This is a genomic window from Pedococcus sp. 2YAF34, from assembly GCF_052114585.1.
In the GTDB taxonomy this organism is placed as follows: Bacteria; Actinomycetota; Actinomycetes; order Actinomycetales; family Dermatophilaceae; genus Pedococcus.
Genome location: NZ_JBFRFA010000002.1, coordinates 99,318 through 124,562 on the forward strand (window position 1 = coordinate 99,318; position 25,245 = coordinate 124,562).

32 protein-coding genes are annotated in these 25,245 nt (G+C 68.8%); 9 read left to right on the forward strand and 23 right to left on the reverse strand.

Annotated elements, in window-relative coordinates:
* Positions 1-41: 41 nt before the first annotated feature.
* Positions 42-713, reverse strand: coding sequence for a TetR/AcrR family transcriptional regulator (locus AB4Z02_RS01715; protein ID WP_441968822.1), 672 nt, complete (start codon positions 711-713; stop codon positions 42-44).
* A 150-nt stretch (positions 714-863) separates the two neighbouring features.
* Here AB4Z02_RS01715 and AB4Z02_RS01720 point away from each other — a divergent pair, with 150 nt between their 5' ends.
* Together AB4Z02_RS01720 and AB4Z02_RS01725 are read left to right on the forward strand one after the other, a co-directional pair.
* A complete protein-coding gene (locus tag AB4Z02_RS01720; protein WP_441968824.1) occupies positions 864-1,526 on the forward strand; it encodes a DUF4386 domain-containing protein in 663 nt (220 codons plus the stop codon).
* 255 nt (positions 1,527-1,781) lie between these two features.
* A complete protein-coding gene (locus tag AB4Z02_RS01725) occupies positions 1,782-2,069 on the forward strand; it encodes a hypothetical protein (RefSeq protein ID WP_441968826.1) in 288 nt (95 codons plus the stop codon).
* Between the two features lie 76 nt (positions 2,070-2,145).
* Here the strand turns inward: AB4Z02_RS01725 and AB4Z02_RS01730 are convergent, their stop codons facing one another.
* A complete protein-coding gene (locus AB4Z02_RS01730; protein WP_441968828.1) occupies positions 2,146-2,895 on the reverse strand; it encodes a DUF4386 domain-containing protein in 750 nt (249 codons plus the stop codon).
* 38 nt (positions 2,896-2,933) lie between these two features.
* A complete protein-coding gene (locus AB4Z02_RS01735; protein ID WP_056882853.1) occupies positions 2,934-3,275 on the reverse strand; it encodes a hypothetical protein in 342 nt (113 codons plus the stop codon).
* Between the two features lie 224 nt (positions 3,276-3,499).
* Between AB4Z02_RS01735 and AB4Z02_RS01740 the strand changes: the two genes are divergently transcribed.
* Positions 3,500-3,970, forward strand: a complete 471-nt coding sequence (locus tag AB4Z02_RS01740; protein WP_441968830.1) for a nitroreductase family protein — start codon at positions 3,500-3,502, stop codon at positions 3,968-3,970.
* A 106-nt stretch (positions 3,971-4,076) separates the two neighbouring features.
* On the opposite strand, the gene AB4Z02_RS01745 is transcribed toward AB4Z02_RS01740, so the two are convergent.
* The 3 genes from AB4Z02_RS01745 to AB4Z02_RS01755 all read right to left on the reverse strand — a co-directional run bounded on the left by AB4Z02_RS01745 (position 4,077) and on the right by AB4Z02_RS01755 (position 7,776).
* On the reverse strand, positions 4,077-6,194 hold the full coding sequence (locus AB4Z02_RS01745; RefSeq protein WP_441968832.1) for a bifunctional lysylphosphatidylglycerol flippase/synthetase MprF: 2,118 nt from the start codon (positions 6,192-6,194) through the stop codon (positions 4,077-4,079).
* Positions 6,195-6,595: 401 nt separating this feature from the next.
* Positions 6,596-7,294, reverse strand: a complete 699-nt coding sequence (locus AB4Z02_RS01750) for a DUF4386 domain-containing protein (RefSeq protein ID WP_441968834.1) — start codon at positions 7,292-7,294, stop codon at positions 6,596-6,598.
* Entirely contained in the window at positions 7,291-7,776 is a 486-nt protein-coding gene (locus AB4Z02_RS01755) for a hypothetical protein (RefSeq protein WP_441968836.1), read from the reverse strand. Before AB4Z02_RS01755 ends, AB4Z02_RS01750 begins: the two co-directional genes overlap by 4 nt.
* A 289-nt stretch (positions 7,777-8,065) precedes the next feature.
* Here AB4Z02_RS01755 and AB4Z02_RS01760 point away from each other — a divergent pair, with 289 nt between their 5' ends.
* Complete coding sequence (locus AB4Z02_RS01760) at positions 8,066-8,470, forward strand: hypothetical protein (RefSeq protein WP_441968838.1); 405 nt, start codon at positions 8,066-8,068, stop codon at positions 8,468-8,470.
* Positions 8,471-8,511: 41 nt separating this feature from the next.
* Here AB4Z02_RS01760 and AB4Z02_RS01765 read toward each other — a convergent pair whose 3' ends face one another.
* From AB4Z02_RS01765 to AB4Z02_RS01775, 3 genes are all read right to left on the reverse strand, one after another.
* The gene (locus AB4Z02_RS01765) at positions 8,512-8,910 is read right to left on the reverse strand and encodes a hypothetical protein (protein ID WP_441968840.1); all 399 of its coding nucleotides are present in this window, start codon (positions 8,908-8,910) and stop codon (positions 8,512-8,514) included.
* A 70-nt stretch (positions 8,911-8,980) separates the two neighbouring features.
* Positions 8,981-10,603: a chloride channel protein gene (locus tag AB4Z02_RS01770; RefSeq protein ID WP_441968842.1), complete on the reverse strand. Its 1,623-nt coding sequence runs from the start codon at positions 10,601-10,603 to the stop codon at positions 8,981-8,983.
* A complete protein-coding gene (locus AB4Z02_RS01775; RefSeq protein ID WP_441968844.1) occupies positions 10,600-11,067 on the reverse strand; it encodes a MarR family winged helix-turn-helix transcriptional regulator in 468 nt (155 codons plus the stop codon). Before AB4Z02_RS01775 ends, AB4Z02_RS01770 begins: the two co-directional genes overlap by 4 nt.
* A 101-nt stretch (positions 11,068-11,168) precedes the next feature.
* Here AB4Z02_RS01775 and AB4Z02_RS01780 point away from each other — a divergent pair, with 101 nt between their 5' ends.
* Complete coding sequence (locus AB4Z02_RS01780) at positions 11,169-11,684, forward strand: nitroreductase family protein (RefSeq protein WP_441968846.1); 516 nt, start codon at positions 11,169-11,171, stop codon at positions 11,682-11,684.
* A 6-nt stretch (positions 11,685-11,690) separates the two neighbouring features.
* Here the strand turns inward: AB4Z02_RS01780 and AB4Z02_RS01785 are convergent, their stop codons facing one another.
* From AB4Z02_RS01785 to AB4Z02_RS01805, 5 genes are all read right to left on the reverse strand, one after another.
* Positions 11,691-11,849 (reverse strand): VOC family protein, encoded by a 159-nt coding sequence (locus tag AB4Z02_RS01785; RefSeq protein ID WP_441968848.1) that lies wholly within the window; start codon positions 11,847-11,849, stop codon positions 11,691-11,693.
* A 3-nt stretch (positions 11,850-11,852) separates the two neighbouring features.
* The gene (locus AB4Z02_RS01790) at positions 11,853-12,020 is read right to left on the reverse strand and encodes a VOC family protein (protein ID WP_441968850.1); all 168 of its coding nucleotides are present in this window, start codon (positions 12,018-12,020) and stop codon (positions 11,853-11,855) included.
* 130 nt (positions 12,021-12,150) lie between these two features.
* Entirely contained in the window at positions 12,151-12,282 is a 132-nt protein-coding gene (locus tag AB4Z02_RS01795) for a hypothetical protein (protein ID WP_441968852.1), read from the reverse strand.
* 76 nt (positions 12,283-12,358) lie between these two features.
* Positions 12,359-12,559, reverse strand: a complete 201-nt coding sequence (locus AB4Z02_RS01800; RefSeq protein WP_441968854.1) for a hypothetical protein — start codon at positions 12,557-12,559, stop codon at positions 12,359-12,361.
* 134 nt (positions 12,560-12,693) lie between these two features.
* Positions 12,694-13,356 (reverse strand): HAD family hydrolase, encoded by a 663-nt coding sequence (locus tag AB4Z02_RS01805; RefSeq protein ID WP_441968856.1) that lies wholly within the window; start codon positions 13,354-13,356, stop codon positions 12,694-12,696.
* Between the two features lie 219 nt (positions 13,357-13,575).
* Here AB4Z02_RS01805 and AB4Z02_RS01810 point away from each other — a divergent pair, with 219 nt between their 5' ends.
* Complete coding sequence (locus tag AB4Z02_RS01810; RefSeq protein ID WP_056882843.1) at positions 13,576-13,878, forward strand: hypothetical protein; 303 nt, start codon at positions 13,576-13,578, stop codon at positions 13,876-13,878.
* Between the two features lie 209 nt (positions 13,879-14,087).
* On the opposite strand, the gene AB4Z02_RS01815 is transcribed toward AB4Z02_RS01810, so the two are convergent.
* The 6 genes from AB4Z02_RS01815 to AB4Z02_RS01840 all read right to left on the reverse strand — a co-directional run bounded on the left by AB4Z02_RS01815 (position 14,088) and on the right by AB4Z02_RS01840 (position 20,258).
* Positions 14,088-14,972 (reverse strand): carbohydrate ABC transporter permease, encoded by an 885-nt coding sequence (locus tag AB4Z02_RS01815; RefSeq protein WP_441968858.1) that lies wholly within the window; start codon positions 14,970-14,972, stop codon positions 14,088-14,090.
* A gap of 29 nt (positions 14,973-15,001) precedes the next feature.
* Positions 15,002-15,889: a carbohydrate ABC transporter permease gene (locus tag AB4Z02_RS01820; RefSeq protein WP_056882842.1), complete on the reverse strand. Its 888-nt coding sequence runs from the start codon at positions 15,887-15,889 to the stop codon at positions 15,002-15,004.
* A gap of 127 nt (positions 15,890-16,016) precedes the next feature.
* Positions 16,017-17,369, reverse strand: a complete 1,353-nt coding sequence (locus AB4Z02_RS01825) for an ABC transporter substrate-binding protein (protein ID WP_056882841.1) — start codon at positions 17,367-17,369, stop codon at positions 16,017-16,019.
* Complete coding sequence (locus AB4Z02_RS01830) at positions 17,366-18,220, reverse strand: PfkB family carbohydrate kinase (RefSeq protein WP_441968860.1); 855 nt, start codon at positions 18,218-18,220, stop codon at positions 17,366-17,368. Before AB4Z02_RS01830 ends, AB4Z02_RS01825 begins: the two co-directional genes overlap by 4 nt.
* Positions 18,221-18,231: 11 nt before the next feature.
* Entirely contained in the window at positions 18,232-19,257 is a 1,026-nt protein-coding gene (locus tag AB4Z02_RS01835; protein WP_441968862.1) for an SIS domain-containing protein, read from the reverse strand.
* A 2-nt stretch (positions 19,258-19,259) separates the two neighbouring features.
* Positions 19,260-20,258 carry an SIS domain-containing protein gene (locus AB4Z02_RS01840; protein WP_441968864.1) on the reverse strand — a complete coding sequence of 333 codons (999 nt, stop codon included), beginning with the start codon at positions 20,256-20,258 and terminating at the stop codon, positions 19,260-19,262.
* Between the two features lie 287 nt (positions 20,259-20,545).
* Between AB4Z02_RS01840 and AB4Z02_RS01845 the strand changes: the two genes are divergently transcribed.
* The 3 genes from AB4Z02_RS01845 to AB4Z02_RS01855 are packed head-to-tail and all read left to right on the forward strand — an operon-like array spanning position 20,546 to position 23,033.
* Positions 20,546-21,640: a LacI family DNA-binding transcriptional regulator gene (locus AB4Z02_RS01845; RefSeq protein WP_441968866.1), complete on the forward strand. Its 1,095-nt coding sequence runs from the start codon at positions 20,546-20,548 to the stop codon at positions 21,638-21,640.
* A 45-nt stretch (positions 21,641-21,685) separates the two neighbouring features.
* Entirely contained in the window at positions 21,686-22,084 is a 399-nt protein-coding gene (locus tag AB4Z02_RS01850; protein ID WP_441968868.1) for a nitroreductase family deazaflavin-dependent oxidoreductase, read from the forward strand.
* A gap of 13 nt (positions 22,085-22,097) precedes the next feature.
* The gene (locus tag AB4Z02_RS01855; RefSeq protein ID WP_441968870.1) at positions 22,098-23,033 is read left to right on the forward strand and encodes an acyl-ACP desaturase; all 936 of its coding nucleotides are present in this window, start codon (positions 22,098-22,100) and stop codon (positions 23,031-23,033) included.
* A 16-nt stretch (positions 23,034-23,049) separates the two neighbouring features.
* Here AB4Z02_RS01855 and AB4Z02_RS01860 read toward each other — a convergent pair whose 3' ends face one another.
* The 3 genes from AB4Z02_RS01860 to AB4Z02_RS01870 form a co-directional block, all read right to left on the reverse strand.
* A complete protein-coding gene (locus tag AB4Z02_RS01860) occupies positions 23,050-23,880 on the reverse strand; it encodes an alpha/beta fold hydrolase (protein WP_441968872.1) in 831 nt (276 codons plus the stop codon).
* A gap of 42 nt (positions 23,881-23,922) precedes the next feature.
* Positions 23,923-24,300 (reverse strand): DUF6596 domain-containing protein, encoded by a 378-nt coding sequence (locus AB4Z02_RS01865; protein WP_441968874.1) that lies wholly within the window; start codon positions 24,298-24,300, stop codon positions 23,923-23,925.
* Positions 24,301-24,751: 451 nt separating this feature from the next.
* Positions 24,752-25,102, reverse strand: coding sequence for a YciI family protein (locus AB4Z02_RS01870; RefSeq protein ID WP_441968876.1), 351 nt, complete (start codon positions 25,100-25,102; stop codon positions 24,752-24,754).
* Between the last annotated feature and the right edge of the window lie 143 nt (positions 25,103-25,245).

Consider the following 25,245-nt stretch of genomic DNA (forward strand, 5'->3'; position numbering starts at 1 on the left):
CGCGTCTACCGCCGCAAGTTGGGCGGCTCGGGCGAGTCCGCCTAACTCTCAGCGACCAGCGCGGCGACACCGTCAAGGACGACCTTCAGCCCAGAGTCGAACTCGTTGCCGTATTCGTAGCCTGGCTTGAGGACGTGTTCGACCGTCATCTCGAAGAGATAGGGAAACTCGGAGACGGGAAACGTCTCCATGATGGCCCCCGTCATGGCTGCCAGCTCCGACTCGTCTCGAAAGGGCAGATTGACCTCCTGCAGGACGAAGCCATGGACGTAGCTGTCGACCACCGAGATCGCGTGCGCCGCCTGCAGGACCGAGAACCCGCCCTCGCGGAAGCACCGGATCCCCGTCTCCAGGAGCCCTAGGGTGGCTGGCCCCGGGCTCGTCCTTGAGGCCATCAAGCTCACAGCCCAGGGGTGGCGGCGTAGGCACGCGCGGGTGTGGTGGGCCCGCTCGCTGATCGCCGCCCGCCAGTCCGTGGTCGGCCCGGGGCGCTCGATCTCGGCTGCGACGATGTCGACCAACCCGTCCAGAATCTGGTTCTTACCGCTGACGTGGTGGTAGAGCGAAGCAGCCTCGACGCCCAGCTCGCGCGCGAGCCGGCGCATCGTGACCGCTTCCAGGCCATCGTCGTCCGCGACGACGAGCGCGACCTGCAGTGCCCGTTCCAGGTTCAACGGCGCCCTGTTGGCGACCTCGGTCGGCCTGCGTCCCATGGGTCCTGCCCCTCCTCGTGGTTCTTCATCCAACTACCGGCGCGCGACCCTCGACAATCTAACGGCGTTAGAGTAGCGTCCGAACTCCAATCTAACACCGTTAGAAACGAGTTCTGAAACCCGCTCCTGACGCAATCGGAAGGACACGCCATGAGCTTCACGAGAATCCCGAGGTCCAACGCGAGGGATCCACTGTCCAGGAGGGGCGCTGCGAGGGCCGTCGGGATCCTGTTCGTCGTCCAGATGGTCACCGCCATGTTCGGCACGTCCTTGATCCAGGCGTTCGTCGACGGCAACCCGGACCGAGGGCCGATGACCGTCGGAGTCGCACTGATGGCTGTATCCGGCTTCGCCGTCGTCGCGATCGGCCTGGTGATGTACCCGACCCTGAAGCAGGTCAACCCCAACCTTGCCATCTGGTACCCGATCCTCAGGATCGTCGAGTGCCTCGTCTCTGCAGCCTGCGGTGTCTATCTTCTGTCTGCGTCACAGGTCGTCCCGAATCACCTCCTGTGGGTCTACATCCCGACCGGCATCGGCGGCCTCGTCCTCTGCTACCTGCTGTACGTCGCACGGCTGGCCCCACGACCGATCGCCCTGCTCGGTCTCGTGGGCTACGCCGCTCTCACGATCGGAGTGCCTCTCGACCTCCTCGGCGCCCTCGACATGGGCACCGGCGCCGGGATGCTCCTCGTCGCCCCCGGCGGACTGTTCGAGCTGGTGTTCCTTCCGACCTGGTTGATCGCCAGAGGATTCCGGCCACTGCGGTCCACCACCGACCTCAGCGCACCGGCCTTGGCCACGGCCCACTGACCGACCTCGAAAAGCCGCCGGAACCCTCGTATGTCACTCATTGAGCAGCGGAGGACCATCTGGCCCGGAGCCGCGGAGACTCCTCCTGCGGGTGCGCCGGGTCCGAGGTCCTTCGCTGTTCGGCGGAAGGTGAGTCACTCCGCCGCGAGGCGACCAGCTGGCCCGACCAGTCCAGTCCTGCGGGTGCAGGCGACCCAAACCATTCAGTGCCCTCACCTCAACCGCTCGGCCCGGGCTGAGGCTTAGGCTCGGGCGGTGAAGGAGAGTCACACCAAGCGGCTCGCCGACCTGTCCACGTACGGCGACTCGCAGCTCTACCTGTTCGCCTTCCTGATCTTGGGCACCGTAGCGGGTGGACTCATTGGCTGGCCCACGGGCTACCCGGGGGAAGCTGCGGGTGCTGGCGCGGGTATCGGGCTAATCACTTGGGTCGTACTGGTTGTTCGCGCCCACCTTGACCTTGTCGACTACCGCGGTACTCATCGTGAGGAAGATAACGGAGACGATGAGGTGGAGCCGGGAGACGAATTGCGTCCAAGGTAGGGCCACCACCCAGGTTCGGTCACAACTATCACGACCGTGCTGTGCTTCTCTTCGGGCGCGTGCGGGACACGGCGGCCTAGGCCGCTGCCCTGCCGCCGTCATGATCCGGCCGAGCGTGCTCGCGGAGTCCGAAGATGATTAGGTATCCGACGATCCAGAGTTCACCAATCGTCGCGGGAACGGTCAGCAATCCGGCCATGAGATCGGCATTCGCGAAGACGTAGCTGACGAACGTGCTGAGGATGTAGCCCACACCGCCGACCATCAGCAGCTGGCCCAGCAAGCGCGGCGTCCACCGCGACCGCACGACGAGCCAGCCCATCGGGATCAGCCACAGGCCGAAGAACAAGCCCCCGACTGTCCAGAGATGACCGCTGATGACATACAGGAGTTGGACAGTAGCGGCCGTGCCGCCGGGCACGGCTAATGACTTGTCATTTGAGACATCGAGGGCCGTGCCGAGCATCGCGGCGCTGCCCAGGATCACGGTTGCGTTGACCATCCCGAACACCGCGATCAACCCTGCGGCGAACGTGTCGACGCTGCGGAACAGGCGGTAGAACCACACGGCTGCCAGTGCCTGGGTCAGCACGATGCCCAGCTCGAGCACGATGCCAAGGCGCGCCACCGGGGTGTGGTCGACCAGGTTGGACAGAGTGGCGCCGGGGTCGCCTGCGACGTAGAGCTGGCCGCGGACGAACTGGAAACCAATGGCTCCAGTGACGGCCAGTCCGAGATACAGCAGCCCGGTCGTGCGAGCCGTGCCGGTGAGGCCGGCACCGATCGCGTCGGGGGTCGACCCGGCCCGGGTTTTCGTGGTGGTCATCGCCAACTCCTCTCAACGGAGACGCTGCTGATGCAGGGTCAGAACTTGCCCAGTGCGATCTCTGAGATCAGCAGGGCAAGGGGAAGTAGGCCAAGCGCGGTGGCAAGCATGACCATCCAGGACCGCTCGTGGTGACGGACGACTGCGACCAGGCCTGTGATGACAGCGCCGATCCCGCACGCCCAGATGCCGAGACCCCACACGAGCTGTGCCCAACTGTCGGTGTAGCTGGCGGCTGGTTCCACGATGTTCAGGGCGAAGGCAAGTACGAGCAGGAGGACGCCAGCAACGCTCAACCCTGCGAGCGCGATCGCCTGCCGGCCGAGGTGGGATTTCGGCCACCCTCGCAGGGGGCGACGACTACTCAAATGCGTGGTCACACCTTGAGTCTCGTCGTCGCGTGGCTGGCACCCAGAGTCCAAAGTCCTTCCGGGTCATACATCCGAGCAGTGTGGAACGGCTGCACGACGACGATTCCAAGCCGGCGACGCGCCTGCGTCATACCGCCGCAAGCTCCGCTCGCACGCACTCTCTGCAGAGCGCTCTATTCAGGTACGCGAGGGGATGGTGGCCACACCGGCGCTCTGGGGCGCAGGATGAGGGCGTGGAGACTTGGGACGCCTTGCGGGCGCGACGAAATGTTCGGCAGCTCACTGAGCAGCCAGTGCCCGACGAGGCGCTCGGCCGAATTCTCGAGGCTGGGCGACGGGCCGCGTCGGCGGGCAACTGGCAGCCGTGGGACTTCGTGGTGGTCACGGACCGGGCACAACTGGTCGAGCTCGCCAAGGTCTGGCAGGGCGCCAAGCATGTCGCCGGAGCGACCGCCGCGATCGCCATCGTCGCGCCAGACCCTCAGGACGATCGGCAGTCGGCTCTGCTGCAGTACGACCTTGGCCAGGCCACGTACGCGATGACCATCGCTGCGGCGGACCTGGGGTCGGCACGGGCCACGCGGCGGCCTCCGACCAGAATCAAGCCAGGGCCGTTCTCGGCTTTCCCGAAGGACGGTTCCTTGCCTACCTGCTCTCCGTCGGTTATCCGTCGGACAAGCCGTTGGACGTCATCGAGCGGCTGAACCGACGCCCCTTCCACGAGGTCGTGCACCGCGGAGGGTGGTGACCAGTCGACGCCGCCAACGAGACCGCAGTCCACTAGGTCACGTCCGACGTTGCGCCCTGCGGTCAGTGGCTCGAGCGGGCCAGCGCGACGAAGTCCCGGATCCCCGCTTCAGGCAGGTACGCGCGGCTCAGCGCCAGTCCGATGCGACGCAGCGCCGTGTCGTCGGGAAACACCAGGTAGAGCGGATAGAGGTGTGGCTGGAACTTGGCCTTGAAGGTGTGCAGCGACCGAAAGCCGTAGTAGGGCTCGAGCGCGGCTCCCAAGCGGTCGAGAAACGCGTCGAGGGTGCCGCGGTCCAGGGCCGAACCATCAACGGCACTGCTCCTCGCCAGTGGGGCGCCGGACAGGGAGGCGACTCGACAGCCCTCCTCCTTGAAGGCCAGGCACGACGAGGAGATCAGGAACTCCATCGAGTAGCGGAAGCCGCCCGGCAGGCGACGCATGACATCAAGGGTCCAGCCAGCAGGGTCCCCGCCACCCACCTCGTGGATCGGCATCCATGAGGTGACACCGTGCACGGTCGACTCCGCGTCGATCGCCAGGCCCACCCGGACGTGCGGGTCCAGTGCCTCGTCAACCCCGCCCAGAGTGAAACCCATCTCCGGAAGACCCTTGTCCTCGACCCACTCGGACGAGATCGCCTTCACCTGCATCTGGATGCCGCGAGGCATGCCACCCAGCTGTCCCAGGCGCAGCGTGATCCCGAGCTTCGCGGCCTGGTTCATCGCTGTGCGCACGTCCTGCCACGGCTTGCCTGTGAAGGCCAGGGTGGACAGGTCGATCACCGCTTCCTCGGCGACCTGCAGGCAGTGCCAGCCGGAGCTGGTGGCGTGGCGAGCAGCCTCCGCTGTGACTGTGAAGAGGCATGGAACCAGGCCCGCAGCGTGCACGGAGTTGGAGAAGGCACCAAGCAGCCCCGACCGGTCCGACTCGCGGGCCGCCACCGGGTCACACAACCCGATCGCGACCCCGGCGTGGACGCGGTAGGCGATGTAGCCGGCATACTGCCCACTCTCGAACCACCGGTTTTCCGGCCATGTGGTCATCCAAGCCAACCGGTTCACAGTGCCTTCCTCCTCCAGCAGGGCGGTGGCCACGGAGCGTTGGTCGTCCGCCGAAGGAGCAAGGAGGTTGCCCGCGGTGCGCCGGGCCTTGCGGGGCGAGGGGTTGCGGAAGGCGTGCCTGCCCGTGACGAGGACGGTGAGTCCCAAGGCGTTGCCGCACAGCTCATAGAGGACGACCGGAAGGCCCGGCTCCCTCGCCACCAGCATCATGATCAGGCCGACCAGCTGGATTCCGACGACCGCGACAAGCAGTCCGGTCGCCCAGCGCCACGCGCGACGGCGTCCCTTGTAGAGGCTGCGCGCCAGCCAGAACCACAGAGCCGCCTGCACGACAGACCCCCAGAACTCGGTGTCCCTCAGCTCCTGCGACCGTGCCTGCTGTGACAGCGTGCTGGCGAGCGGGCCGTCGGCGGTAGTGAACGGCTGGATCAAACCCTCGAGGGCGGCGAGGACGAAGAAGGCGCAGGCCAGCAGCCTGAAGTCCCGGCGTGTCAACGGACGGCGGCTCAACCGTGGAGCGCGCCCGACGAGGAGCGGACCGAGAAACAGCCCACCGCCCACGCCGAGGAGGTGCTCGAGGTCAGCGAGGCTCCCCAGGTGGATCAGGAACAGCAGCGCGTATGTCGCAAGTCCAGCGCGCAGACGCCCACGCCATGGCGGGGTGAGCGTGGCGGAGGCGGCTGCCGCTGCGCCGAGGAATCCCGCGGAGGGACCCGCATCCCACTGCAGGGACAACGCCGTCGCCCAGCCGTAGCCGTGGTTGCGGCTGACCCAGAGAAGGACCGACGCGGCGAGCACCCCCCACAGGTGGGTGACCGCGATGGCGATGGCGGCACGAGACACCCCCAGGCGCCACTCGGCAAAACCGGCAAAGAGCACCAGCCCGGGCAAGATCACGAGGTAGTGCGCTGGCTGCAGTGCGACCAGCGCTCCCGTCACCGGCGTCCACCACGACCCGGATTCAAGCGAGGGAAGTCCGTACGCGATCTCGTTAACCGTGGGTCGGCCGGCCAACGGCTCCCACAGGGTCCGCAAGATGATCGACGCTCCCACCACCACTGCCGCCAGTGAGATCGTGAGCGGGACACGCCGCAGTACCGTCTGGAGACGATGCATCCCCCATGGTGGACCTGAAGGCCATTCCGCCACCTCCGTCAATGGTGCGACTGCGCGGCGAGCCGGGCCTGCGGCACTTGGGCGGCCCTTACCTATGTGTGAGCGGCTCCGGCCACTCGCTTCGTGCATCACGCGGCAACCTGTCCGGCCGGGTGCACCCTCCGCGGTGTTCCTCCGCCCCGCCGCGTCACACCGCCGCGAGAGTTCCTCTGGTACGGGGGAATCGCGTGAGGGCGTGGCTGGAGGCCTCACCCATCGCTGTTAACCGGTCGTTCTGGGTCAGGGCAGCAATGGCTGAAATACGGTGTTCCACCGGCTCGAGCGGATCGCGCCCAGGGACGGCGCCGACGGAGATGCTCGGGGTCCGGTGCCCCGGCTCGACGTGGGCTCCGCTCGCCCAGCTACCAAGCGCCCAGATCAGGCTCCTCCGGTCGTACGCCCCTGATCACCAACCACATCGCCAGGCCGACCTCGGCGATGAACCCGACCGCCCAGGACGGGTAGCTGAGCTCGGGGTGTGAAGGAGCCAGAAACACCTGGAGGAACCAGACGAGGACTGCGACACCGTCGAGCAGCAGGAGCCAGCCGAGGAAGCGGGGCAGGAAACGCGACCGCAGGACCAGCCAGCCCAGGGGGAACAGCCACGCCGAGAAGAACAGCTGTGCCATGACGAACCCGTTCAGATAAGTGCTGACCGACAGCCCCGCCAAGTGGTCGAGCTGCGGGCTGGTGAGGCCGCGCAGGTCCGCGCTCCCGCCTCCCTGCGCCAGGACGGTGATGAGGGGCAGGTAGCTCGCGCACTGCACGGCCACCCCCACCGCGTTGAGGACGAAGAAGAGCAGGGCCACGGACTCGTCGACCGGGCGCAGCAAGAGGTAGAGAGCCCATGCCGTCAGGACGAAGAGCAGGCCCGAGCATAGGGCTGCGACCAGGCCCACACGGAACATTGCCTCGTGCCCGGTGATCGTCGCCCGCAGGGCCTGTGCGTCGCTGAGCCCGATGTCGCCGACCAAGCTGGCGAACACGTTCGCCAGGACGTAGGCGAGGTAGAGGCCACCGGCCCATCGGGCAAGCCTCGACCGATCCATCGTGACGATCATGATGGTGTCCTGTGCGTCGACCTCTGCAGAGCGCGGTTGGGTCGGATCATTCGTGAACGGATGAAATACCCGACGGCCACCCCCAGCGCGCCGATGCGAATCGCGTTGATCACCAGACCCACCAGGAACCAGTGGCCGCGCTGGGCCATCCCCGACCCCAGGACCGAGGGGATGCCCACGATCACCGTGAGCAGCGCCAAGGCGCCTGCTGACAGGACCAGAGCCTTGGCCAGCTCGCCGCGACCCGGTACGTGATCCCCGAACCGCATCAGCAGGAAAGCCACTGCGCTCGAGATGACGACCCCGCCGACAGCCGCCTCCACGAGCATCGGGACGTAGTCGATGGACAGGACAGACCGGTAGTCAGCGGCGACCGGGGTCAACGAGATCGCCAGATTGGCCAACCAGAACGCGGCCGCACCAGCGACGACCGGAAGCCACAACGTCTGGCCGTGGATGCCGCCCGACTCACCGTCGTGCACAGCGGACCCGTGTCTGCCGGCCCTCGACGTACCCGCCGTTTGGCCTCGGGGGTCGAGCCCATTCGGTGATGCCGGACCAGTCCTCACAGTCCCACGATCAGTCGCAGGCCTTCGCGCGACCAGTGCCCAAGGTCCCCGCCCAACACCCCTCTGGCGCCGCCGGTGCTCAGACGTCCGGCTCTGTCCCGTCGAACCGCGCGACGGTACCTTCGTTGTCGAATACGTCCAGCGCTCTTCTCAGCTGAGGGTGGGGCTCAGCCGCTCGCAGTGGCCAAGGAGGTTCCTGCTGATGGCTTCCGGGCAACGACTCCTCGTGGCGATGCTGGTCCTGTTCGTGTGCGACTTCGTCGGCGGCCTCCTCGCAGTGACCTCGGGCGTCGCGACGTGGGGCGTCGCGTGGGGCTTCGACACCAACTTCACCGTGCCGCTGCCGGTCGCGGCGGTGCAGCTGCTGCTGGCCTGGTTGGCCGCACGCAACGTGCGGCCGCCGGTCGGCTTCGTCGCGGCCGTCGTCCTCGGTGTGTTCTGCCTGGCCAGCCTGCTGTCCGGGTTGTTCGACGGTGACCTCACCGACAAGGTCGCGTCGTCCGGATACCCAGGGGGTATGACGTTCGGGTTCCTCCTGCTGGCGCTCACCGCCGTGGTCGGCGTGCTGGCCGTGGCCCGTGCGAGGGAGCTCCGCCGGCGCCGCTGACGGCCGAGCGGCCGCCGCGCGGCCTCCGACCCGCCTGTGAGTCACCCGGCGAGCATGATCCCGACGAACAAGGTGGCCAGCGCGGTGAGACCGGTGAGAGCGCCGAAGACCGCCATCGCCGTGCGCGACGCCGCTCGCGCGTGCAGGTACGCGGTCAGGCCCGAGGCGATCACGAGGGTGTACTTCAGCATCAGGGTGTGCTCGTAGGCCGGCCCCTTGTCGCCCTCGGCGACCACGTTCCACACCCCGGTCAGAAGCAGGACCCCGAACGCAGGCCACGCGATCCGGTTGAAGGCGTTGGCTGCCGCCTTCGGCACGTCGGTGCCGGCCGCGCGGAGCGCCGGGACCAGGGCGGCGAGGGTGATCTGCCCACCCACCCAGACGGTAGCGGCCAGGACGTGCAGGAAGAGGCGCAACGTGTCCAAGTCGACAGGACTCATGCTCAGAGAGCCTGCCACGTTGGCGTTGAGCCCTCGACAACGGCGCCGCTCGACAGCCCGAATGCCACGGTCAGCTCCGCCCCATACCGAGCGGCCTGGTGAACACCTGCTGCCGTTCGGTCGCCTCGGTGAGGTCGTGCCGGCGCGCCACGAGGAGCGACTGCACGTCGATGTACCCGGTGACGTCACCGTCCGCATCAACGACGGCGGCGCCGGCGTGCCCGTGCTCGGCGAACACGTAGGCGACGTGACGCAGGGTGTCGCCCTCGACGACGACGTAGTGGGCGCCGTCGGTCGCGAGCTCGCGGGCCATGTCCATCGCCTTCGGCGAGGTGTGCATGACGTCCGAGGCGAAGAACGTCTCGAGCGGGTCGGTCGAGTAGTCGCGGGTGAGGTGCAGCCCGCGACGGGCGATCTTCTCGGTCAGCACGGAGCGCTGCAGGACCAGCACCGACACTGCGAACGCCGTCGACGACGCGATGAGCAGCGGCAGCATCGCGTCCCAGGCGTGGGTGAGCTCGAGGGTGAAGACGACCCCGGTGAGCGGCGAGCGCATCACGCCGCCGACGACCGCCGCCAGGCCGAGCATGGCCCAGAACCCGGGGAAGACGCCCGGGAACACGAGCCCCAGTGCCGCCCCGAGCGCGCCGCCGATCATGAAGACCGGCGCGAGGACGCCTCCCGAGGTCCCTGAGCCCAGCGACAGCGACCAGATCAGCGTCTTGACGACGAGGATCCCGACGATCAGCCCCGTCGTGGCGCGACCGGTGAGCAGCTGGTCGATCACGTCGTAGCCGACGCCGAGTGCGCGGGGCTCGACCAGGCCACCGAGGCCGATGACCAAGCCGCCGATCGCCGGCCACCACATCCAGTGGAACGGCAGCCGGCGGAACAGGTCCTCGGCGAAGTAGACGAGCCACGTCGCGCCGAGGGCCACGAGCGCACCGCTGAGGCCGACGACGGCGCTGAGGGTCTGCGCGGTCCAGGCGATGTGCACGTCGCTGTGCGGCACCGGGAAGATCGGGCCGGTGCCGATGAGCGGTCCCCGCACGACGGTGGCGACGGCGACCGCGGCGACCACCGGCACGAAGCTGCGCGGACGCCATTCGAAGAGGAGCAGCTCCACCGCGAGGAGCACTGCGGCGAGCGGGGAGTTGAAGGTGGCGGCCATGCCGGCCGCGGCGCCGGCGACGAGCAGGGTCTTGCGCTCGTCGGCGGTGAGCCGCAGGTGCTGGGCGAGGATCGAGCCGATGGCACCGCCGGTCATGATGATCGGGCCCTCGGCGCCGAACGGACCGCCCGATCCAATGCTGATCGCGGCCGAGATCGGTTTGAGGACAGCGACCTTCGGCTCGATGCGGCTGCCGCCGATGAGGATCGACTCGATCGCCTCCGGCATGCCGTGCCCGCGGATCTTCTCCGACCCGTACCGGGCCATGAGGCCGATGACGAGGCCACCGACAACCGGCGCGAGCAGCACGAGCAGCCACGGGTGGTGCGTCGCGCCGGGCGCGACCAGTGAGGTCTCGAACCGTTGGTAGAACACGACATTCGTCGTCAGTCCGATGAGCTTGAGCAGCGCGTATGCGGCGACCGCCCCGAATGCCCCCACCGGCAGCGCCCAGGCGGCGATGAGCAGCATCCTCGGGTGGACGGTGAAGTCACCGAGCTCCGCCCGCTTGGTGGCGGTCACAGCGGCACCGGCCCGGTGAGGTCGCGGTGCTGGACGCGGAGGGCGTCGTGCAGCACGCTGAGGCTGTCGGTGAGGGCGTCGAGGGCCTCGCCGTCCAGGCTGCGCAGCGCGCGGGTCAGCTCGCGTGAGCGCCAGGCGAGCACCGCCGCGATGACCTCCGTGCCGTGCTCGGTCAGGGCGAGGAGCACGCGACTGCGGCTCTGCGGGTCCGTGGACCTGCTGACGTGCCCGGAGGCGACGAGCCGGTCGGCCAGGCGGGTGACCGACGAACCGCTCACCCCGAGCACGTGCGCGAGGTCGGTGCAGGAGGACTGGCCCTCGTCACGCAGCGCGAACAGCAGGCGCATCTGCGGCAGCGACACCTCCCCGACCTCGTCGACACTGCGTACGGCCAGCCCGAGCAGGTCACGGGTGACCTGCTGCAGGGCCTCGACCGCGGTGGGGAAGACGCGCTTTCCTTGCATGCGACAAGTCTTGCACCCGACAAGCGATCCGGGGAAATCCGTCCATCGCCAACGCGGCCGGAGGCTGGCCACCGCGGGTGCGTCAGGCGCACGATGGTGACGTGGAGACCTGGGATGCGCTGAGGGCGCGACGCAACGTTCGGCAGTTCACCGACCGGCCGGTCCCCGACGAGGCGCTCGACCGGATCCTCGAGGCCGGCCGACGGGCGCCGTCGGCGGGCAACTGGCAGCCGTGGGACTTCGTGCTCGTCACGGACAGGGGGCAGCTCGTCGAGCTCGCCAAGGTCTGGCAGGGCGCAGGACACGTGGCCCGGGCCGCGGCCGCCATCGCGATGGTCGCACCGCAGCCGCAGGACGACCGGCAGTCGGCGCTGCTCCAGTACGACCTCGGCCAGGCCACCTATGCGATGACGGTCGCCGCGGCGGACCTGGGCGTCGGCACCGGGCACGCTGCGGCCGCCGACCAGGACCAGGCGAAGGCGGTCCTGGGCTTCCCCGAAGGTCGCTTCCTCGCCTATCTGCTCTCCGTGGGATACCCCTCGGACAAGCCGTTGGCGGTCCTGCACCGGCTGGACCGGCGCCCGTTCGACGAGGTCGTGCACCGCGGGCGGTGGTGAGGCCGCCTACTTCCCGCGGAGCCCGATCGGGTTGCCGTCGGCGTCCGCGAGCACGCACACGCGGGCATCGGGGGCGACCTGGCGCGGCGCGTCCCGCTCGGTGGCGCCGGCCGCGAGGAGCGTCTCCCGCATCGCGTCGAGGTCGTCGACGTCGGCGTAAGCCACCGGTCAGCCATCACCCCCAGACGGGTTGAGGGCGACCTCGAAGCCGTCGACGTTGTAGCCCACGTAGTACGGCTGGTCGGTGTGCGGTGCGCCGAGCAACGCGGCGTACACGGCCTTGCAGGCCTCCAGGTCGGACACCGGGATCACCAGGCTGCGGATCGTCGGGCTCATCGTCGTCACCTCCGGGTCAGGACGGCCGCCCCGCGGTCGTCTCGTGGTCGATGACGACCACGCTAGGAGCCGGCGGGCAGCGGCGCTTCTCCGATCCTGACCGATCCACGATCCTGCGATGGACGTCCGGTCACCCGTTGTCGGACGCGCTGGCTGCCACGTCGCGGGCAGCCAGCCACGTCTCGAAGCGACCACGCGACGAGGCGAGGAAGTGGTGCAGCTGGGGCTCGAACTCCGCGACGCGGTCGCGCAGCTGGAACATCCGGTCGTCCACCCTGCGGCTGGGACGGCAGCGAGGAGCGGTTCCTGCGACAGCGGTTCGGCACCCGGTACGACGACTACTCTCGGCGCGCCCGCCGCTCTGAGGGCAGCAACAGCGGCACGTTCGTGACGTGCAGGGCGGCGTCGATCTCCGCCTGGCAGAGCGGGTGGTCGGCGTCCGCGACCTTCTCGATGAGCTCACCCAGGAGCTCGATCTCCTGGTGGAGGGCCGTGTCGTCCAGCTCCCCACCACGCCCTACCTGACTGCTGCTCCCCATGCCTGGCCCTTCCTGTCGCTCCCGCGCTGTCAACGAAGGTGGACCCGTCGCGTTCTGGCCGGTGTCCCGGATTCACCCGAACAGCCGAGGCCACAAGCGGCATACGGTCACAAAGGGGACGCGCGCCCGATGCCTCAGCGGCTGGGACGAGCCAGGGGAGTGCCGTCCAGGGCGTTGCGGAAGGCCACCAGGGAGTCGAAGACCTGCATGACGCCGGCCTCCTGCAGCTCCCCGACCGAGAAGCCGCCGGTGCGCACGCCGAGGGTGGGGATGCCCAGCTTGGCTGCCGCCTGGGCGTCGTAGACCGAGTCACCCACCATGATGCCGCTGGCACCCTTCACCTTCGCGAGCGCCGCCGACACGATGTCGGGCTCGGGCTTGCTCTGCTCGACGTCATCGGAGGTGGTCCAGGCGTCGGCCAACGACTTGCCGTCGACGAGGTCGAGGAACCTCTCGACGTGCTCCGTCTTGCCCGAGCTGGCGAGGACAAGACGGAAGCCACGTTCCTTCACCTCGGCCAGCAGCTCGTGCGCTCCCTCGAACGGCTGGATCTCGTCGATGAGCTGGTCGAACTCCTCCTCCCAGGCCTGGCGCAGGTCGTCCCCGTGCGCCTCCTCGACCTCCCGACCGGCGACCGCCGCGACGAAGAGGTCTCCGCCCATCCCGATGCCGCGGTGGATGCGCCACATCGGCTTGGTGATGTCGTAGCGGCGCAGTGCCCGGAACCACGCGAGCGCGTGCTGGTAGTTGGTGTCGACGAGGGTCCCGTCGACGTCGAAGATCGCCGTGTCAGCCATGCCCCCTTCCTACCCCGGCGACCAGACCTCACGCATTCGTGGGCGCGCGACCGTGCACCCGCCGTGCACTGACGCTGGGCGTTCGCCGCCCACCAGCCATGGTCCTGTTTGTCCATCGACAGGGTCGGGGCCCGCGCGTAGCGTCGAAGACGCCCCGCCGAGACCGTCCCGGGCCGCCCCAGTCAGGGCCGGGGACAACCGGAGAAGCGAGGCAGAACAATGAGCTATGGCGTCGTCCACCAGTTCAAGGGTGGGACCAAGGACCAGTACGAGGCCTCGATCGGGGCGGTTCACCCCGCCGACGGGAGCCTGCCCGCCGGGCAGGTCTTCCACGCTGCCGGCCCGTCCGAGGACGGCTGGACCATAGTCGCCGTGCACGAGTCCAAGGAGAGCTGGGAAAGCTTCCGCGACTCGATCCTGATGCCACACATGCAGGAAGGCATCGCGGGAGGGTTCGCCGAGCCGCCCGTGGAGACCGTGTTCGAGGTCGTCAACGAGGTCCGGTCACCGGCCCACGCCTGACGCCCAGCCAAGCGCGGCCGCTGCCGAGCAGGTACTCGACTGCGGCCGCGCGGACACTGGGCTGAGCGGAGCAGCCGGCTCATCAGTCAGCCGCTGGCATGAGCCAGGGGGGTGCCGTCCAGCGCGCTGCGGAAGGCCACCAGCGAGTCGAAGACCTGCATCACACGGCCGGGCGCGGCGGCCCACTTCGTGGGCGGCGGACCGGCCGCCTACTTGCCGATGCCGTCAGTGAGCCCCCTGAGGAAGTGGCGCTGGCCGATGAGGAACAGCACGATCATGGGGAGCGCAGCCATCGTGAGCCCGGCGAATTGGACCGGCCAGTCAGTGAGCAGCCGGCTCTGCATGTCCATCAGTCCAACCGGCAACGTCTTCAGGTCGCCGGAGCTGATGAAGACCAGCGCGAACACGAACTCGTTCCAGGCGAAGAGGGCTTGGAGCAGGGCCGCCGAGACCAGGATCGGCCGACACATCGGCAGGATCACCTGCCAGAACGCTTGGGTCGTCGAGCAGCCGTCCAGTTTGGCCGCCTCGTCGACCTCCGACGGTATGTCGATCATGTAGGCCCGGATCAGGAAGGTGGTGAAGGGGATCCGGAAGGCGGTGTAGAGCACGATGAGCGCCCAGTAGCTGTCGTAGATGTGCAGCTGCTGGAGCAGACCGAAGAGCGGTATCAGGGCCACGGTCGGCGCCAGCATCAGCCCACCGAGCAAGAGACCGAGGAAGGCTCCCTCGAACGGGACGCGCAGCCGCACGAGTCCGTAGGCCGCCCAGGCGCTGACAAGGACGGTGCTGAGGATGGAGGCCGACGTCACGATCACGCTGTTGACGAAGTACCGCACGACCCCGGCGTTGCCCGCGAGTGCGAAGTTGTGCCACCGAAGCTCCCCGGGCAGCCCCCACGGGCTGGCGAAGACCTCCTGGTTGTCCTTGAAACTGCTGAAGACCATCCACAGCAACGGGTAGAGGACGGCGAGGACGAGTGCCCCGAGGCCGACCCAGATCAGCAGGCGTCGAGCGACACGACCGGCGTGACGACCGGCACGGGCCTGCCAGCTGGCCGTGCGACGGTCCGTAGTGGCCGTCGTGGGGCTCACGGGTGTGCGCGTTGCGCTGGAGACGGACATCACCACTCGATCCTGCGACGGCGGCTGACGACGATCTGAAGCGCACCGACCGCGAGCGTGATCACGAAGATCACGGTGGCGATGGCCGACGCATAGCCCATGTCGTCGTTCAGGAAGGCGTTGCGGTAGAGCCACGTGCCGAGCACCTGGCTGGAGTTGGATGGTCCCCCGGCGGTCATGACCATCACCTCGTTGAACACCAGGAAGGCGCCCGAGATGGTGAGGATTGTGATGAGCGTCGTCATCTCGCGGACCATCGGCACGGTCACCGCGAAGAACCGGCGCACCGCTCCGGCGCCGTCCACCTTCGCTGCCTCGTGCATCTCGCTGGGGATCCGCTGGATGGCGACGACGAACAGGATCGCGGTGTAACCGATGGACTGCCACTGGCTCATCGCGATGATGCTGCCCATGGCGGTGCCTGGCTCGCCGAGCCACGAGTGCTGCCAGCTCTCGAGCCCCACGGCGCCGAGCAGCCGGTTCACCAGGCCGATCTGGGGGTTGTAGAGGAACGAGAAGAGGATGCCGGCGACGGTGATAGAGATGACCGCCGGGATGAAGTAGATCGTGCGCAGGATGCCGCGGAGGCGCTGGTGCACGAACTCCTCGAGCACCGCCGCGAGGACCAGCGCGAAGCCGACCTGGCAGATGAGCGACACGATCGCGAAGACGGTGTTGTTGCGCAGGGCCCGCCAGAAGATCGGGTCCCCGAAGGCCGTGCGGTAGTTGTCGAGGCCGACGAACGTCGGGCGCACCGAGAACGCGTTCCAGGAGAACAGGCTCAGCCGGAGGTTCTCGACGATGGGGTAGTAGACGAAGACCAGCAGCAGCACCATTGCTGGCAGGACCCAGGCCAGGGACCGCCATCGCATCGACGTGGTGTTCATGAGTTGCCCTCCTCGGGTGGGCGGTGGGCGGTCGACGTTGACCGACCGTCTCGACGTCGGGCCGGGCGGCCCTCGGTCAGCGGGGCGGGCGAAGGTCCAGATCCGCCCGCCCCACCGGGATGTCAGGTCAGCCGACCTGCTTCTTGGCCTTGGCGGCGGCCTGCTGGACGCCGGTGATGACGTCCTTGCTCGACTTCGAGCCGTCGATGACGCCCTCGATGCCGGACAGGTAGGCGTTTGCCACCTCGGCGTTGGTCACCGTGTCGAGCCAGATCGCGAACTGGCTCGCCTTGCTGATGTCGGTGAGCGCGGCCTGGAGCTGCGGGAACGAGTTGGACGCGGTCGCCGACCCCTTGACGGGGCTGAGCCAGCCGATGTCAGCGGTGAGCTTTGCTGCGTTCTGCTGATCGGTCATGAACTTGAGGAAGTCGACGGCCAGCGCCGCGTTCTTGCTCTGGGCGTTGACCATGAACCCGTCCGGGGCGCCGGTCAGGGCCCCCGTGTCACCGGCAGCGCCTTGTGGCGCGGGCAGCCGCATGAAGTCCCAGTTGTCCGCGAGCGCCTTGGGTGCGCCGCCCTTGGCGGTCAGCACCTGGAACTCCACGGACTCGAGGTAGTGCATGGCGGCCTTGCCGTTGATGAAGTTCGCCTGCCCGGCCTCGTGTGAGACACCGTTGTCGTCCTTGCTCGAGCAGCGCGTGATGATGTCCTTGAACTGGTCGACAGCCTTGGTGTACCCCGGGTCGGTGAACTCACCCGTCGCCGGGTTGTAGTCCTTGGCCAGGGTTGCCGGCGGGACGTTGTAGGCGTTGAGCTGGGTCATGTAGTGGATCGCCGGCCACCCGTACTGGTTGCCAAGAGCGATCGGGGTGTAGCCCGCGGCCTTGAGCTTGTCGCAAGCCCCGAGCAGGTCCTCGAGCGTCGACGGGACGCCGTTGACCCCCGCCTTGGCGAAGGCGGTCTTGTTGTAGGCGAGGTACTTCGCGTCGAGGTCGATCGGCACGCCGAAGTTCTTGCCGTTGGTCTCGAAGGCCTTGAGCGCGGCCGGCGAGAAGGTCTTGCCCCACTCCGTGTCGGGTCCGATGACGGAGGTCAGGTCCGCTGCGAGCCCCGCGCGCACGAACTTGTTGGCGAAGTCGCCCGCCCACGAGAAGTAGATGTCAGGGAGCTGCTTGGACGCCGAGAGCACCCGGATCTTGTCCTTGTAGGGCTGGTCGCCGACCTGCTCGAGCTTGATGGTGACCTTCGGGTTCGCCTGCTCGTAGGCCTTGGCCACGCCCTGGAAGTACGGCGCGTACTTGGGGTCGGCGAACTTGGTGACCATGGTGAGGGTCCCGGACTTCTGGGCCGGTGAGGAGAGGCTCTGGCTGTTCTGCTTCGAGCCGGCACCGGCTGTCCCAGGCGCCCCGCAGGCGGCCAGGGCGACCGCGGTGACCGCGCCGAGTACGACGAGGGGTGCGCTGCGCGTGGTGTGCTTCATGACAGGTCCACTCCTTTGTGGATGGGATTGAGCGGTGCAGTGGATTGCTCGAGCGAGGTCTCGTGTCCGAAGGCGCCGAAGCTGGCGCAGGAGCTGGAGGCGTAGGCGGTGGCGGCGCCGAGGAGGGTGTCCAGTGGCGCGTCGTCGATGAGACCGGTGAGGAGGCGGCCGATGAAGGCGTCACCGGCACCCAGGGTGTCGACGACGGCCGTGGCCGGTGCCGGTGCGTGCACCACCTGCTCGCCCCGGAGGCCGACTGCGCCCCCGGCGCCCATGGTGACCGCGACGAGCTCGGGCCCGAGGGCGTGGATGCGGCGCGCCTCGCGCTCCGCCTCCTCGACCGTCGCGGACGGCAGTGAGCGGATGGCGATGTCCACCAGTGGCGCGTAGGTGTCGATGTAGTCGTCCGGCCGCTCCGAGAAGTCGAAGGAGAGCCGTGGCGCCGCCGCGGAGAGGTCTGCCAGCTGGTCCTCGACCATGGAGCACTCACCGGTGTGCACGATCGTCGCGGCGGCAACGGCAGCGAAGTCCGCCGGCGTGAGCCGGAACCTCGATACCCCCGGGTCGCCGTGCTCGAAGACGCGGTTGCCGTCCACGATCCTGACGTCCGCGTAGGCGTTGGGCCCCTCGACCACCCTGAGCAGCGAGGTGTCCACCCCCTCCGCCACGAGCGCGTCGAGGACGGCTCGACCCGCGACATCGGTGCCCACCGCGCCGATGTACGCCGCGCCAGCGCCAGAGCGACGGCCGTGCACGGCCACGTTGACCGCATTGCCTCCCGGGTACAGCACCCCCAGTTCGAGGTACCGGTCGACGACGTTGTCGCCGACGGTGAGCAGGGTGACGTTCATGAGCGCGTCCTTCAGTACGCCATGCGGCGGTAGTAGCGGCGGGTCGTGAGCGGGTGGTCGCGCAGCACCTCGAGGTGGGCGCTGACCCGCTCGAGCAGGGCGGCGAGCACCGCCGGCGACAGGAGGGCCCGCGTGGTCTGCGAGATGCCGGGCAGCTCCACCTCCGCCGCGTCGAGGACGAGCACCTTGTCCGTGAGCCCCGCCACGAAGCGCTCCACACGGTCGACGAGGGGCCGGCTGGCGTCCTCGCCCTTGAGGAGCAGCACGCTGACGCCCGGCTCGACAAGCTCGAGCGTGCCGTGGAAGAAGTCCGAGGCGTGCACCGGACGCGTCCGGATCCACTGCATCTCCTCCAGGATGCACATGCCGTAGTAGAAGGCCTCGGGCCACGTGTTGCCCGACCCCGTGACGATGTGCCAGGAGTCGGCCGCGATCGCCCCGGCGAGCTCGTGGGCTCGCTCCTCGAAGGCGACCTTGGCGTCGAGGAGGAGCTCGGGCAGGCGCTCCAGCTCGGCGACGACCGCCGCGTGCTCCTCCAACGCACCGGTGCGCGCCATGATCGACAGGGCCAGCAGCAGCGACTGGACGTAGAACGACTCGCAGGACGTGTCGTCCTCGGCGAAGTTCACCAGGCTGACGTCGGCCTTCGTGCCCAGCGGGGTGTCCTCGTGCCCGGTGAGGACGAGCACCCGTGCGCCGGCGGCCTTGACGTGGTCGAGGGCCGCGATGCTCTCGGCCGTCGTGCCGGACAGTGAGGGGATCACCACGAGGGTGTCACGACCCAGCCAAGCGGGGTCGGTCACCACGAGCTCCGCCGGCAGCACGACCTCGGTGCGGAGGGTCGAACGGTCACGGAGCAGGTCGGCCGCAGGTTGCATCAGGATGCCGGCGCCACCGGCCCCGGCGAAGACCACCTTGGTCACGCCGGAGCCGAGGGCGTCAGCCACCACGGCGTCGATCTGCTCGGCCAGGCCGACCGCTCCCGACTGGATGCGCAGGTAGCGCGCCGGGTCGAAGTTGAGCAGGTCCCCGGTCATGCTCAGTACTCGACCTTGAACATGTAACGGCGCGTCTCGAGGTCGTGGCCACGGACCGACTCGTAGTGCTGGGCGAGGCGGTTCGCCAGCGCACCCACGACGATGGGGGACACGTCGCCCCGGACCGACTCAGGGATGCCGGGCAGCTCGAGGTCACGCACGTCGACGTACTGGGCCTTCTTGCAGTACTGGTCGAGGAAGCTCCTGGCCCGCTCGCCCATGGGGCGCGAGGCGTCGTCGCCGACCCACAGAAGGACGGCGGTGTCGTCGTCGACCATCTCGAAGGCACCCTGGAAGAACTCGCCGGAGTTGAACGCCGCGGCGTGCTTCCACTGCATCTCCTGCAGGAAGCACATGGCCAGGCCGTAGGCCCAGCCGTAGCTGGGGCCGGAGCCCAGGACGTAGGTGATCGGCTCGTCCTTGAAGGCCTCGGCGATGTCTGCGAGCTGGGGCTCCGCCTGCTCGACAGCGTGCCGCACGGCGAGGGGGAGCGCGGAGAGGGCCTCGTCCACCGCGGCGGTGTCGAGCTCGGCGCCGGTCGCGGCCAGGAGCTCGTAGGCCACGACGAGCTCGAAGAGGTCGCTCTTGCCCGTGAAGGCGACATCGGCCGCCTGCGCCAAAGGGCTGCCCTCCTTGGCTGCCGCGATGACCGTCGCGCCCGTGCCCTTGGCGGTCTTGGCTGCCGCCACCGTCTCCTTGGTCGTGCCCGTGTAGGACGCCAGCACGACCAGCGAGCCGGGGCCCATGAGGGCGGGGACGGCGGTGTTCAGCTCGTCGCTCTGCAGCTGGAAGGCCGGGAACGACGCCTTCCGCTGGAGCAGGTAGTGGGCGGGGTAGCTGCAGATGATCGAGCCGCCGGCGCCGACGAAGTACACGTTGCGCAGCCCGCGCTCCACGACGTCGCGGACGACGGGGGCGATGGCGCTGCGCTCGGCGATGGTGGCGGCCAGCTTGTCGACGATGTCGGCGTCGATCGGCTTGAGGGGGAGGGTCTCGGTCATCGGTGCTCCTGGTTCCTGTCCGCGAGTAACTCGCATTGATAACGTTCTCAACTAGCGTGTGAGAACGTTCTCAACCATTCTGTCGATCCGTCAAGGGGTGTCTCGGATATTTCTCTCGGCCGGTCGGGCCCCCCGAACAGGCACCGGCTAGGGTCGGGCCATGTCCCGTTGGACGTGAGCCATACCCGTGCCCACGGACATCCCTCGCCGCGTGGCCCTGTGCCCGCGTCCGGAACATCCCTGCACACCCGGATCTCGTTGCCACGAGACGGGATCGAAGGAGCGACGTGAGCAAGAGCTTCGAACCGCGCAGCATCGCGACGGTCGATGACGTCGCCCGGGAGGCGGGGGTGTCGACGGCCACCGCTGCGAGGGCGCTTGGTGGGTACGGCTCGGTCCGCGAGTCCACGCGCGAGCGGGTGGTGGCGACTGCGGAGCGCCTCGGCTACCGTCCGAACAGCCTCGCACGAAGCATGATCACCGGCTCGACACGGACCTTGGGCGTGGTCATGTCCGACATCGAGAACCCCTTCTTCCGCCGGTCACTGCGGGGCATCGCCGACACGGCCCGTTCACAGGGGTTCGAGGTCCTGCTGGCCAACACCGACGAGGAGCTGGACAAGGAGGAGACGGCTGTCAGGGTGATGACCGAGCGACGGGTCGACGGTCTGGTGGTGTGCCCGGCGGACGGCGGGGACAGAGCCCACCTCAAGGGCGTCATCGCAGCCGGGATCCCGGTGGTCCTGCTGGACCGGAACGTGGCGGGTCTCCAGGCCGACACGGTGGGCATCGACAACCGCAAGGCTGCCCGACTCGCCACCCAGCACCTGCTGGACCACGGGCACCGGGACATCGCCATCGTCACCGGTGGAACTCCCGCGATGCTCGAACGCATGCTGCGTCCTGACATGCGTGGCGTCGAGCGGGTCTCGGCGACGACCGTCGGCGCTCGCGCGGCCGGGTTCCGCGACGCCATGGCCGCAGCAGGCGTTGCGATCCGCCCGGAGCTGATCTCCTCGGGCGGCTACCGACGTGAGGACGGGGAGGCGGAGACCGCCCGGCTCTTGGCGTTGGACAAGCCGCCGACGGCCATCCTCGCCTTCGACGCCATGCAGTCACTGGGCGCGTTCCACGCCATCTCACGGGCGGGAGCTCGCTGCCCCGAGGACGTGTCGCTGCTGGGGTTCGACGACGCCGAGTGGGCGGACGTGGTGAGTCCGGCGTTGACCGTGGTCGCCCAGCCGACGTACGAGATCGGGGTGGCCGCGTGCCGGCTGTTGCTGTCACGGATCGCGGGATCAGGTGGGGCGGTGGCCCATCGGCGACTGCCGACCAAGCTCATCGAGCGTGCCTCCGTCGGTCCGAGGCGGTCTCCCGGCTAGCTCGGTGGTCTGGTGCACAGCCTCGCAGCAGAGGATGCTCGGACCATGGCCGGAGTCCCCGCTGCCACGAAGCAGTTCAACAAGGTCGCGGTGCACCTCGCCGGGCACCGGATCATGCCGCTGTGGGCGGTGCTGCGGCACCGCGGTCGCAAGAGCGGCAAGACGTACGCCACCCCGGTCACCGTGATCCCCACCGAGACGACCTTCGTCATCGGGCTGCCCTGGGGCCGGGGGACGGACTGGGTGCGCAACGTCCGGGCCGCCGGCGGCTGCACCATCAGCTGGAAGGGCGTCGACTACACGTGCACCGCGCCCACGTTCGTCGGCAAGGACGTCGCCCTCAAGGCCGCGCGCGGCCTGACCCGGCGGATGTTGCAACGCGGCTCCTTCCCCCCCGGGTTCATCCAGCTCGACCGCCACCCCGCGCGCCCCGAGCGTTCCTGAGCAAGGAGGACCCATGGCCGCACTCGACAGTGCCCAGCTGCTCGCCGCCCTCGAGCCGACGGTCGCGGAGAACCTCAACCGCCACCTCGAGACCGCGCAGGAGTGGATGCCGCACGAGTACGTCCCGTGGTCGCTGGGCCGCGACTTCGCCGACCTGGGCGGCGAGCCGTGGTCGCGGGACCAGTCGCAGCTCTCAACCATCGCTCGGACGGCCCTGGAGGTCAACCTCCTCACCGAGGACAACCTGCCGAGCTACCACCGGGTGATCGACGCGGCCTTCGGACGCGACAGCGCGTGGGGGACCTGGGTCAACAGGTGGACGGCCGAGGAGGGCCGGCACGCGTTCTGCATCCGGGACTACCTGCTCGTCACCCGCGGCGTCGACCCCGCCGAGCTCGAGCGCGCGCGGATGGACACGATGGAGAGCGGTTACGACCCCGGCGAGAAGCCGCTCCTCAACCTCTGCGCCTACGCCTCCTTCCAGGAGCTGGCCACCCGGGTGTCGCACCGGAACACCGGCCGCTACACCCAGGAGCCGATCGCCGAAAAGCTGCTCACGCGGGTCGCCAAGGACGAGAACCTCCACATGATCTTCTACCGGAACCTCGTCCACGCCGCGCTGGAGGTGAGCCCGAGCCAGACCATGCGGGCCATCACCCAGGAGGTCGCCACGTTCCAGATGCCCGGGGCGATCATCCCCGGGTTCGGTCGCAAGGCCGCGCAGATGGCGATGGCCGGGATCTACGACCTGCGCATCCACCACGACGACATCGTGGAGCCGTTGCTGCGCCAGTGGGGCGTCTGGGACCTCGAGGGCCTTGACGCCGACGGTGAGCAGGCACGCGAGGAGCTCGCCGCCAGCCTCGCCTCCCTGGACGAGGAGGCCGCCCGTTTCGTCGCCCGCCGCGAGGAGCGCGAGGCGAAGCTGGCAGCCCGCCAGGGGACCTAGCCCGCGTGTGCAGGACTCAGCGGACCCCTGACCAGAACTCCCGGAGCACGGGGACCGTGGCCTTGCCCTTGACCATGTGCGTCTGCCCGGGCAGCTCCCGCAGCGTTGCGTTGGGGAGTGCGGCAGCGACAGCCGCCTGCGAGTTCCTCATGTACTGCGGGCTCTTGCCGCCCACGATCACCAGCGCCGGGACGGTGATACCGGCCAGCCAGCCAGTCGGGAGCGGCTGGCCCTGCTGGTGCTCCAGCACGAGCGCGTAGTCGTGGGGCAGCGTGGGCGCGACCGCGCAGAGCTTCTTCCAGACCGGCATCACGCGCATCATCATCACGCCGAACGCGGGCAGGCCGACCGTGCGCATGAACAGCTGCACCGCATCGCCCGGCCGGCCCTCGTCGACCAGCGCTTGCGTCCGTGCGCCGAGGTCGGCGTCGTTGGGGGCGTGGGTGTCGTCGACGATGAACGGAGCCTCGTACAGCGCGACCTTCCCCATCGAGACGCCTGACCTCAGGGCCTGGAGCACCAGCACCGCCCCGGACGAGGCTCCGACGACGAAGGCGTCCGGGCCGGCGGCCCCGAGGACGGCGGCCAGGTCCTCGACCTCACGCTGCACGGTGGAGGGCGACGACCCCGGACCGCTCTCGCCGCGGCCGCGGCGGTCGTAGGCGAAGACGGCGTGGTGCTCGGACAGCAGCGGGATCAGGGACTTGGCGGTGCCCATCGAGCGCTGGCACAGGGCACCCTCGACCACGACGACGGCCGGTCCCGTGCCGGTCACGTCGTAGGCGATCGCCGTGCCGTCGGCGGAGGCGACGAAGCGGGTGCTGGTGGTGGCGGTCACGGTGGTCATGATCTCTCCTCGAACGATGTCTTTGACCAGTCGTCGAACGGGTCAGCGAGATTTCGACACGTGCGGCAGGTTCTCCTCGGCTCGGCGCTGCAGCACGGCGCGCTCCGCCTCGTTCCGGGAACGCGTCGCCGCCTCGGCGAAGGCGTCAGCGGCGTCGGCGTGAAGGCCGGTCCGCTCGAGCAGGTCACCGCGCGCGCGGGCGTGCTGCGCGGCGATCGACGCCTGGAGGAAGTACTTCCCGACCGGCTTCCCGCGCGCGGCGAGCACCCGGGCACCGGCCAGCGCCGGCAGCCCTCGGCGGATCAGCTCCTGGTCCCACCGGGTCCGGTCCTGGGCCTCCAGCAGCACCGGCGTGCCGGTCTCGTCCAACCGCGCGCCGGCGGCGGCTGCATACCCCTCGTTGAAGATCAGGTAGATCACGGCCATCACGTCGGGCGGATTCGGTGGCCAGGAAGCCCCTGGCGATCTCGCCGGTGGTGAGGCCCCCGACAAGTCGAAGGGTCAGGGCGGCCCTCGACTCCGGGGTCAGGGAGGGGTGGCAGGACAGGAAGATGAGGCGCAGCACGTCGTCCTCGATGTGGTCGACCTGGGCGTCGAGATCGGGCACCTGCTCCTCCTCCCCGTGCGCGTGGCCGAGCTCCTCGGTCTTGCGGCGCAGGTTCTCGGCGCGGCGGAAGTGGTCGACGCCCCGGCGCTTGGCCGTGGTGCGTCATGCGCGTCAGCGCGCCGACGAGCCGCGCGGACTCCGCCCGCCACGCGGTGGTGATGGCCTCGGTGGTCGACGTCTCGACTGGCACGTCCCCGAGACTACGAGACCGGACGCCGCACGGGTCGCGGCATCCGGTCTCGTCAAGCCCGTGGCGCGGCCGGATCAGGCGTCGGCTGCCTCGGGCGGAGCATCGGAGATCTGGCGCAGGGTGGCGACCATGCTGCAGTCGGGCCAGTACTTCGCGTGCAGCTCGGCGAACTCCTGCTGGCCGGCGACCGCCTCCTCGACGGTGTCGTACTGCATGATCGCCCACCCGCCGACGACCTCCTTGGACTCGGCGTAGGGGCCGTCGACGCGGGAGGTCTCGCCCTTGCGGACGAGGAAGTTCACCGCGTCCTCGGTGCCGTAGAGGCCGCCACCGTCGAGGAAGACGCCCTTGGCGGCCTGCTCACCGATGTAGCCGTCCATCGCATCCATCAGCGCCTGCGGCGGCGCGCCGATGCCTTCTTCCATCCTGACAAATCCCATGAAGCGCGGCATGTCACGTGGTCCTTCCGATAGCGGGGGTAGTGCTCTCTTGCCCGTACGTCGAACAGCGAACCAGTTCTTCGACATCGACTTCACGAAAAGTTCTGGACCGGAGGCAGCGCATTTCG

Bases quoted from the DNA above. Each gene is read 5' to 3' on its own strand.
- AB4Z02_RS01715 (WP_441968822.1), bottom strand. From the start codon at position 713: ATGGGACGCAGGCCGACCGAGGTCGCCAACAGGGCGCCGTTGAACCTG.
- AB4Z02_RS01720 (WP_441968824.1), top strand. From the start codon at position 864: ATGAGCTTCACGAGAATCCCGAGGTCCAACGCGAGGGATCCACTGTCC.
- AB4Z02_RS01730 (WP_441968828.1), bottom strand. From the start codon at position 2,895: ATGACCACCACGAAAACCCGGGCCGGGTCGACCCCCGACGCGATCGGT.
- AB4Z02_RS01745 (WP_441968832.1), bottom strand. From the start codon at position 6,194: ATGCATCGTCTCCAGACGGTACTGCGGCGTGTCCCGCTCACGATCTCA.
- AB4Z02_RS01750 (WP_441968834.1), bottom strand. From the start codon at position 7,294: ATGATCGTCACGATGGATCGGTCGAGGCTTGCCCGATGGGCCGGTGGC.
- AB4Z02_RS01760 (WP_441968838.1), top strand. From the start codon at position 8,066: ATGGCTTCCGGGCAACGACTCCTCGTGGCGATGCTGGTCCTGTTCGTG.
- AB4Z02_RS01765 (WP_441968840.1), bottom strand. From the start codon at position 8,910: ATGAGTCCTGTCGACTTGGACACGTTGCGCCTCTTCCTGCACGTCCTG.
- AB4Z02_RS01775 (WP_441968844.1), bottom strand. From the start codon at position 11,067: ATGCAAGGAAAGCGCGTCTTCCCCACCGCGGTCGAGGCCCTGCAGCAG.
- AB4Z02_RS01790 (WP_441968850.1), bottom strand. From the start codon at position 12,020: ATGAGCCCGACGATCCGCAGCCTGGTGATCCCGGTGTCCGACCTGGAG.
- AB4Z02_RS01795 (WP_441968852.1), bottom strand. From the start codon at position 12,282: ATGTTCCAGCTGCGCGACCGCGTCGCGGAGTTCGAGCCCCAGCTGCAC.
- AB4Z02_RS01800 (WP_441968854.1), bottom strand. From the start codon at position 12,559: ATGGGGAGCAGCAGTCAGGTAGGGCGTGGTGGGGAGCTGGACGACACG.
- AB4Z02_RS01805 (WP_441968856.1), bottom strand. From the start codon at position 13,356: ATGGCTGACACGGCGATCTTCGACGTCGACGGGACCCTCGTCGACACC.
- AB4Z02_RS01810 (WP_056882843.1), top strand. From the start codon at position 13,576: ATGAGCTATGGCGTCGTCCACCAGTTCAAGGGTGGGACCAAGGACCAG.
- AB4Z02_RS01820 (WP_056882842.1), bottom strand. From the start codon at position 15,889: ATGAACACCACGTCGATGCGATGGCGGTCCCTGGCCTGGGTCCTGCCA.
- AB4Z02_RS01825 (WP_056882841.1), bottom strand. From the start codon at position 17,369: ATGAAGCACACCACGCGCAGCGCACCCCTCGTCGTACTCGGCGCGGTC.
- AB4Z02_RS01830 (WP_441968860.1), bottom strand. From the start codon at position 18,220: ATGAACGTCACCCTGCTCACCGTCGGCGACAACGTCGTCGACCGGTAC.
- AB4Z02_RS01835 (WP_441968862.1), bottom strand. From the start codon at position 19,257: ATGACCGGGGACCTGCTCAACTTCGACCCGGCGCGCTACCTGCGCATC.
- AB4Z02_RS01840 (WP_441968864.1), bottom strand. From the start codon at position 20,258: ATGACCGAGACCCTCCCCCTCAAGCCGATCGACGCCGACATCGTCGAC.
- AB4Z02_RS01850 (WP_441968868.1), top strand. From the start codon at position 21,686: ATGGCCGGAGTCCCCGCTGCCACGAAGCAGTTCAACAAGGTCGCGGTG.
- AB4Z02_RS01855 (WP_441968870.1), top strand. From the start codon at position 22,098: ATGGCCGCACTCGACAGTGCCCAGCTGCTCGCCGCCCTCGAGCCGACG.
- AB4Z02_RS01860 (WP_441968872.1), bottom strand. From the start codon at position 23,880: ATGACCACCGTGACCGCCACCACCAGCACCCGCTTCGTCGCCTCCGCC.
- AB4Z02_RS01870 (WP_441968876.1), bottom strand. From the start codon at position 25,102: ATGGAAGAAGGCATCGGCGCGCCGCCGCAGGCGCTGATGGATGCGATG.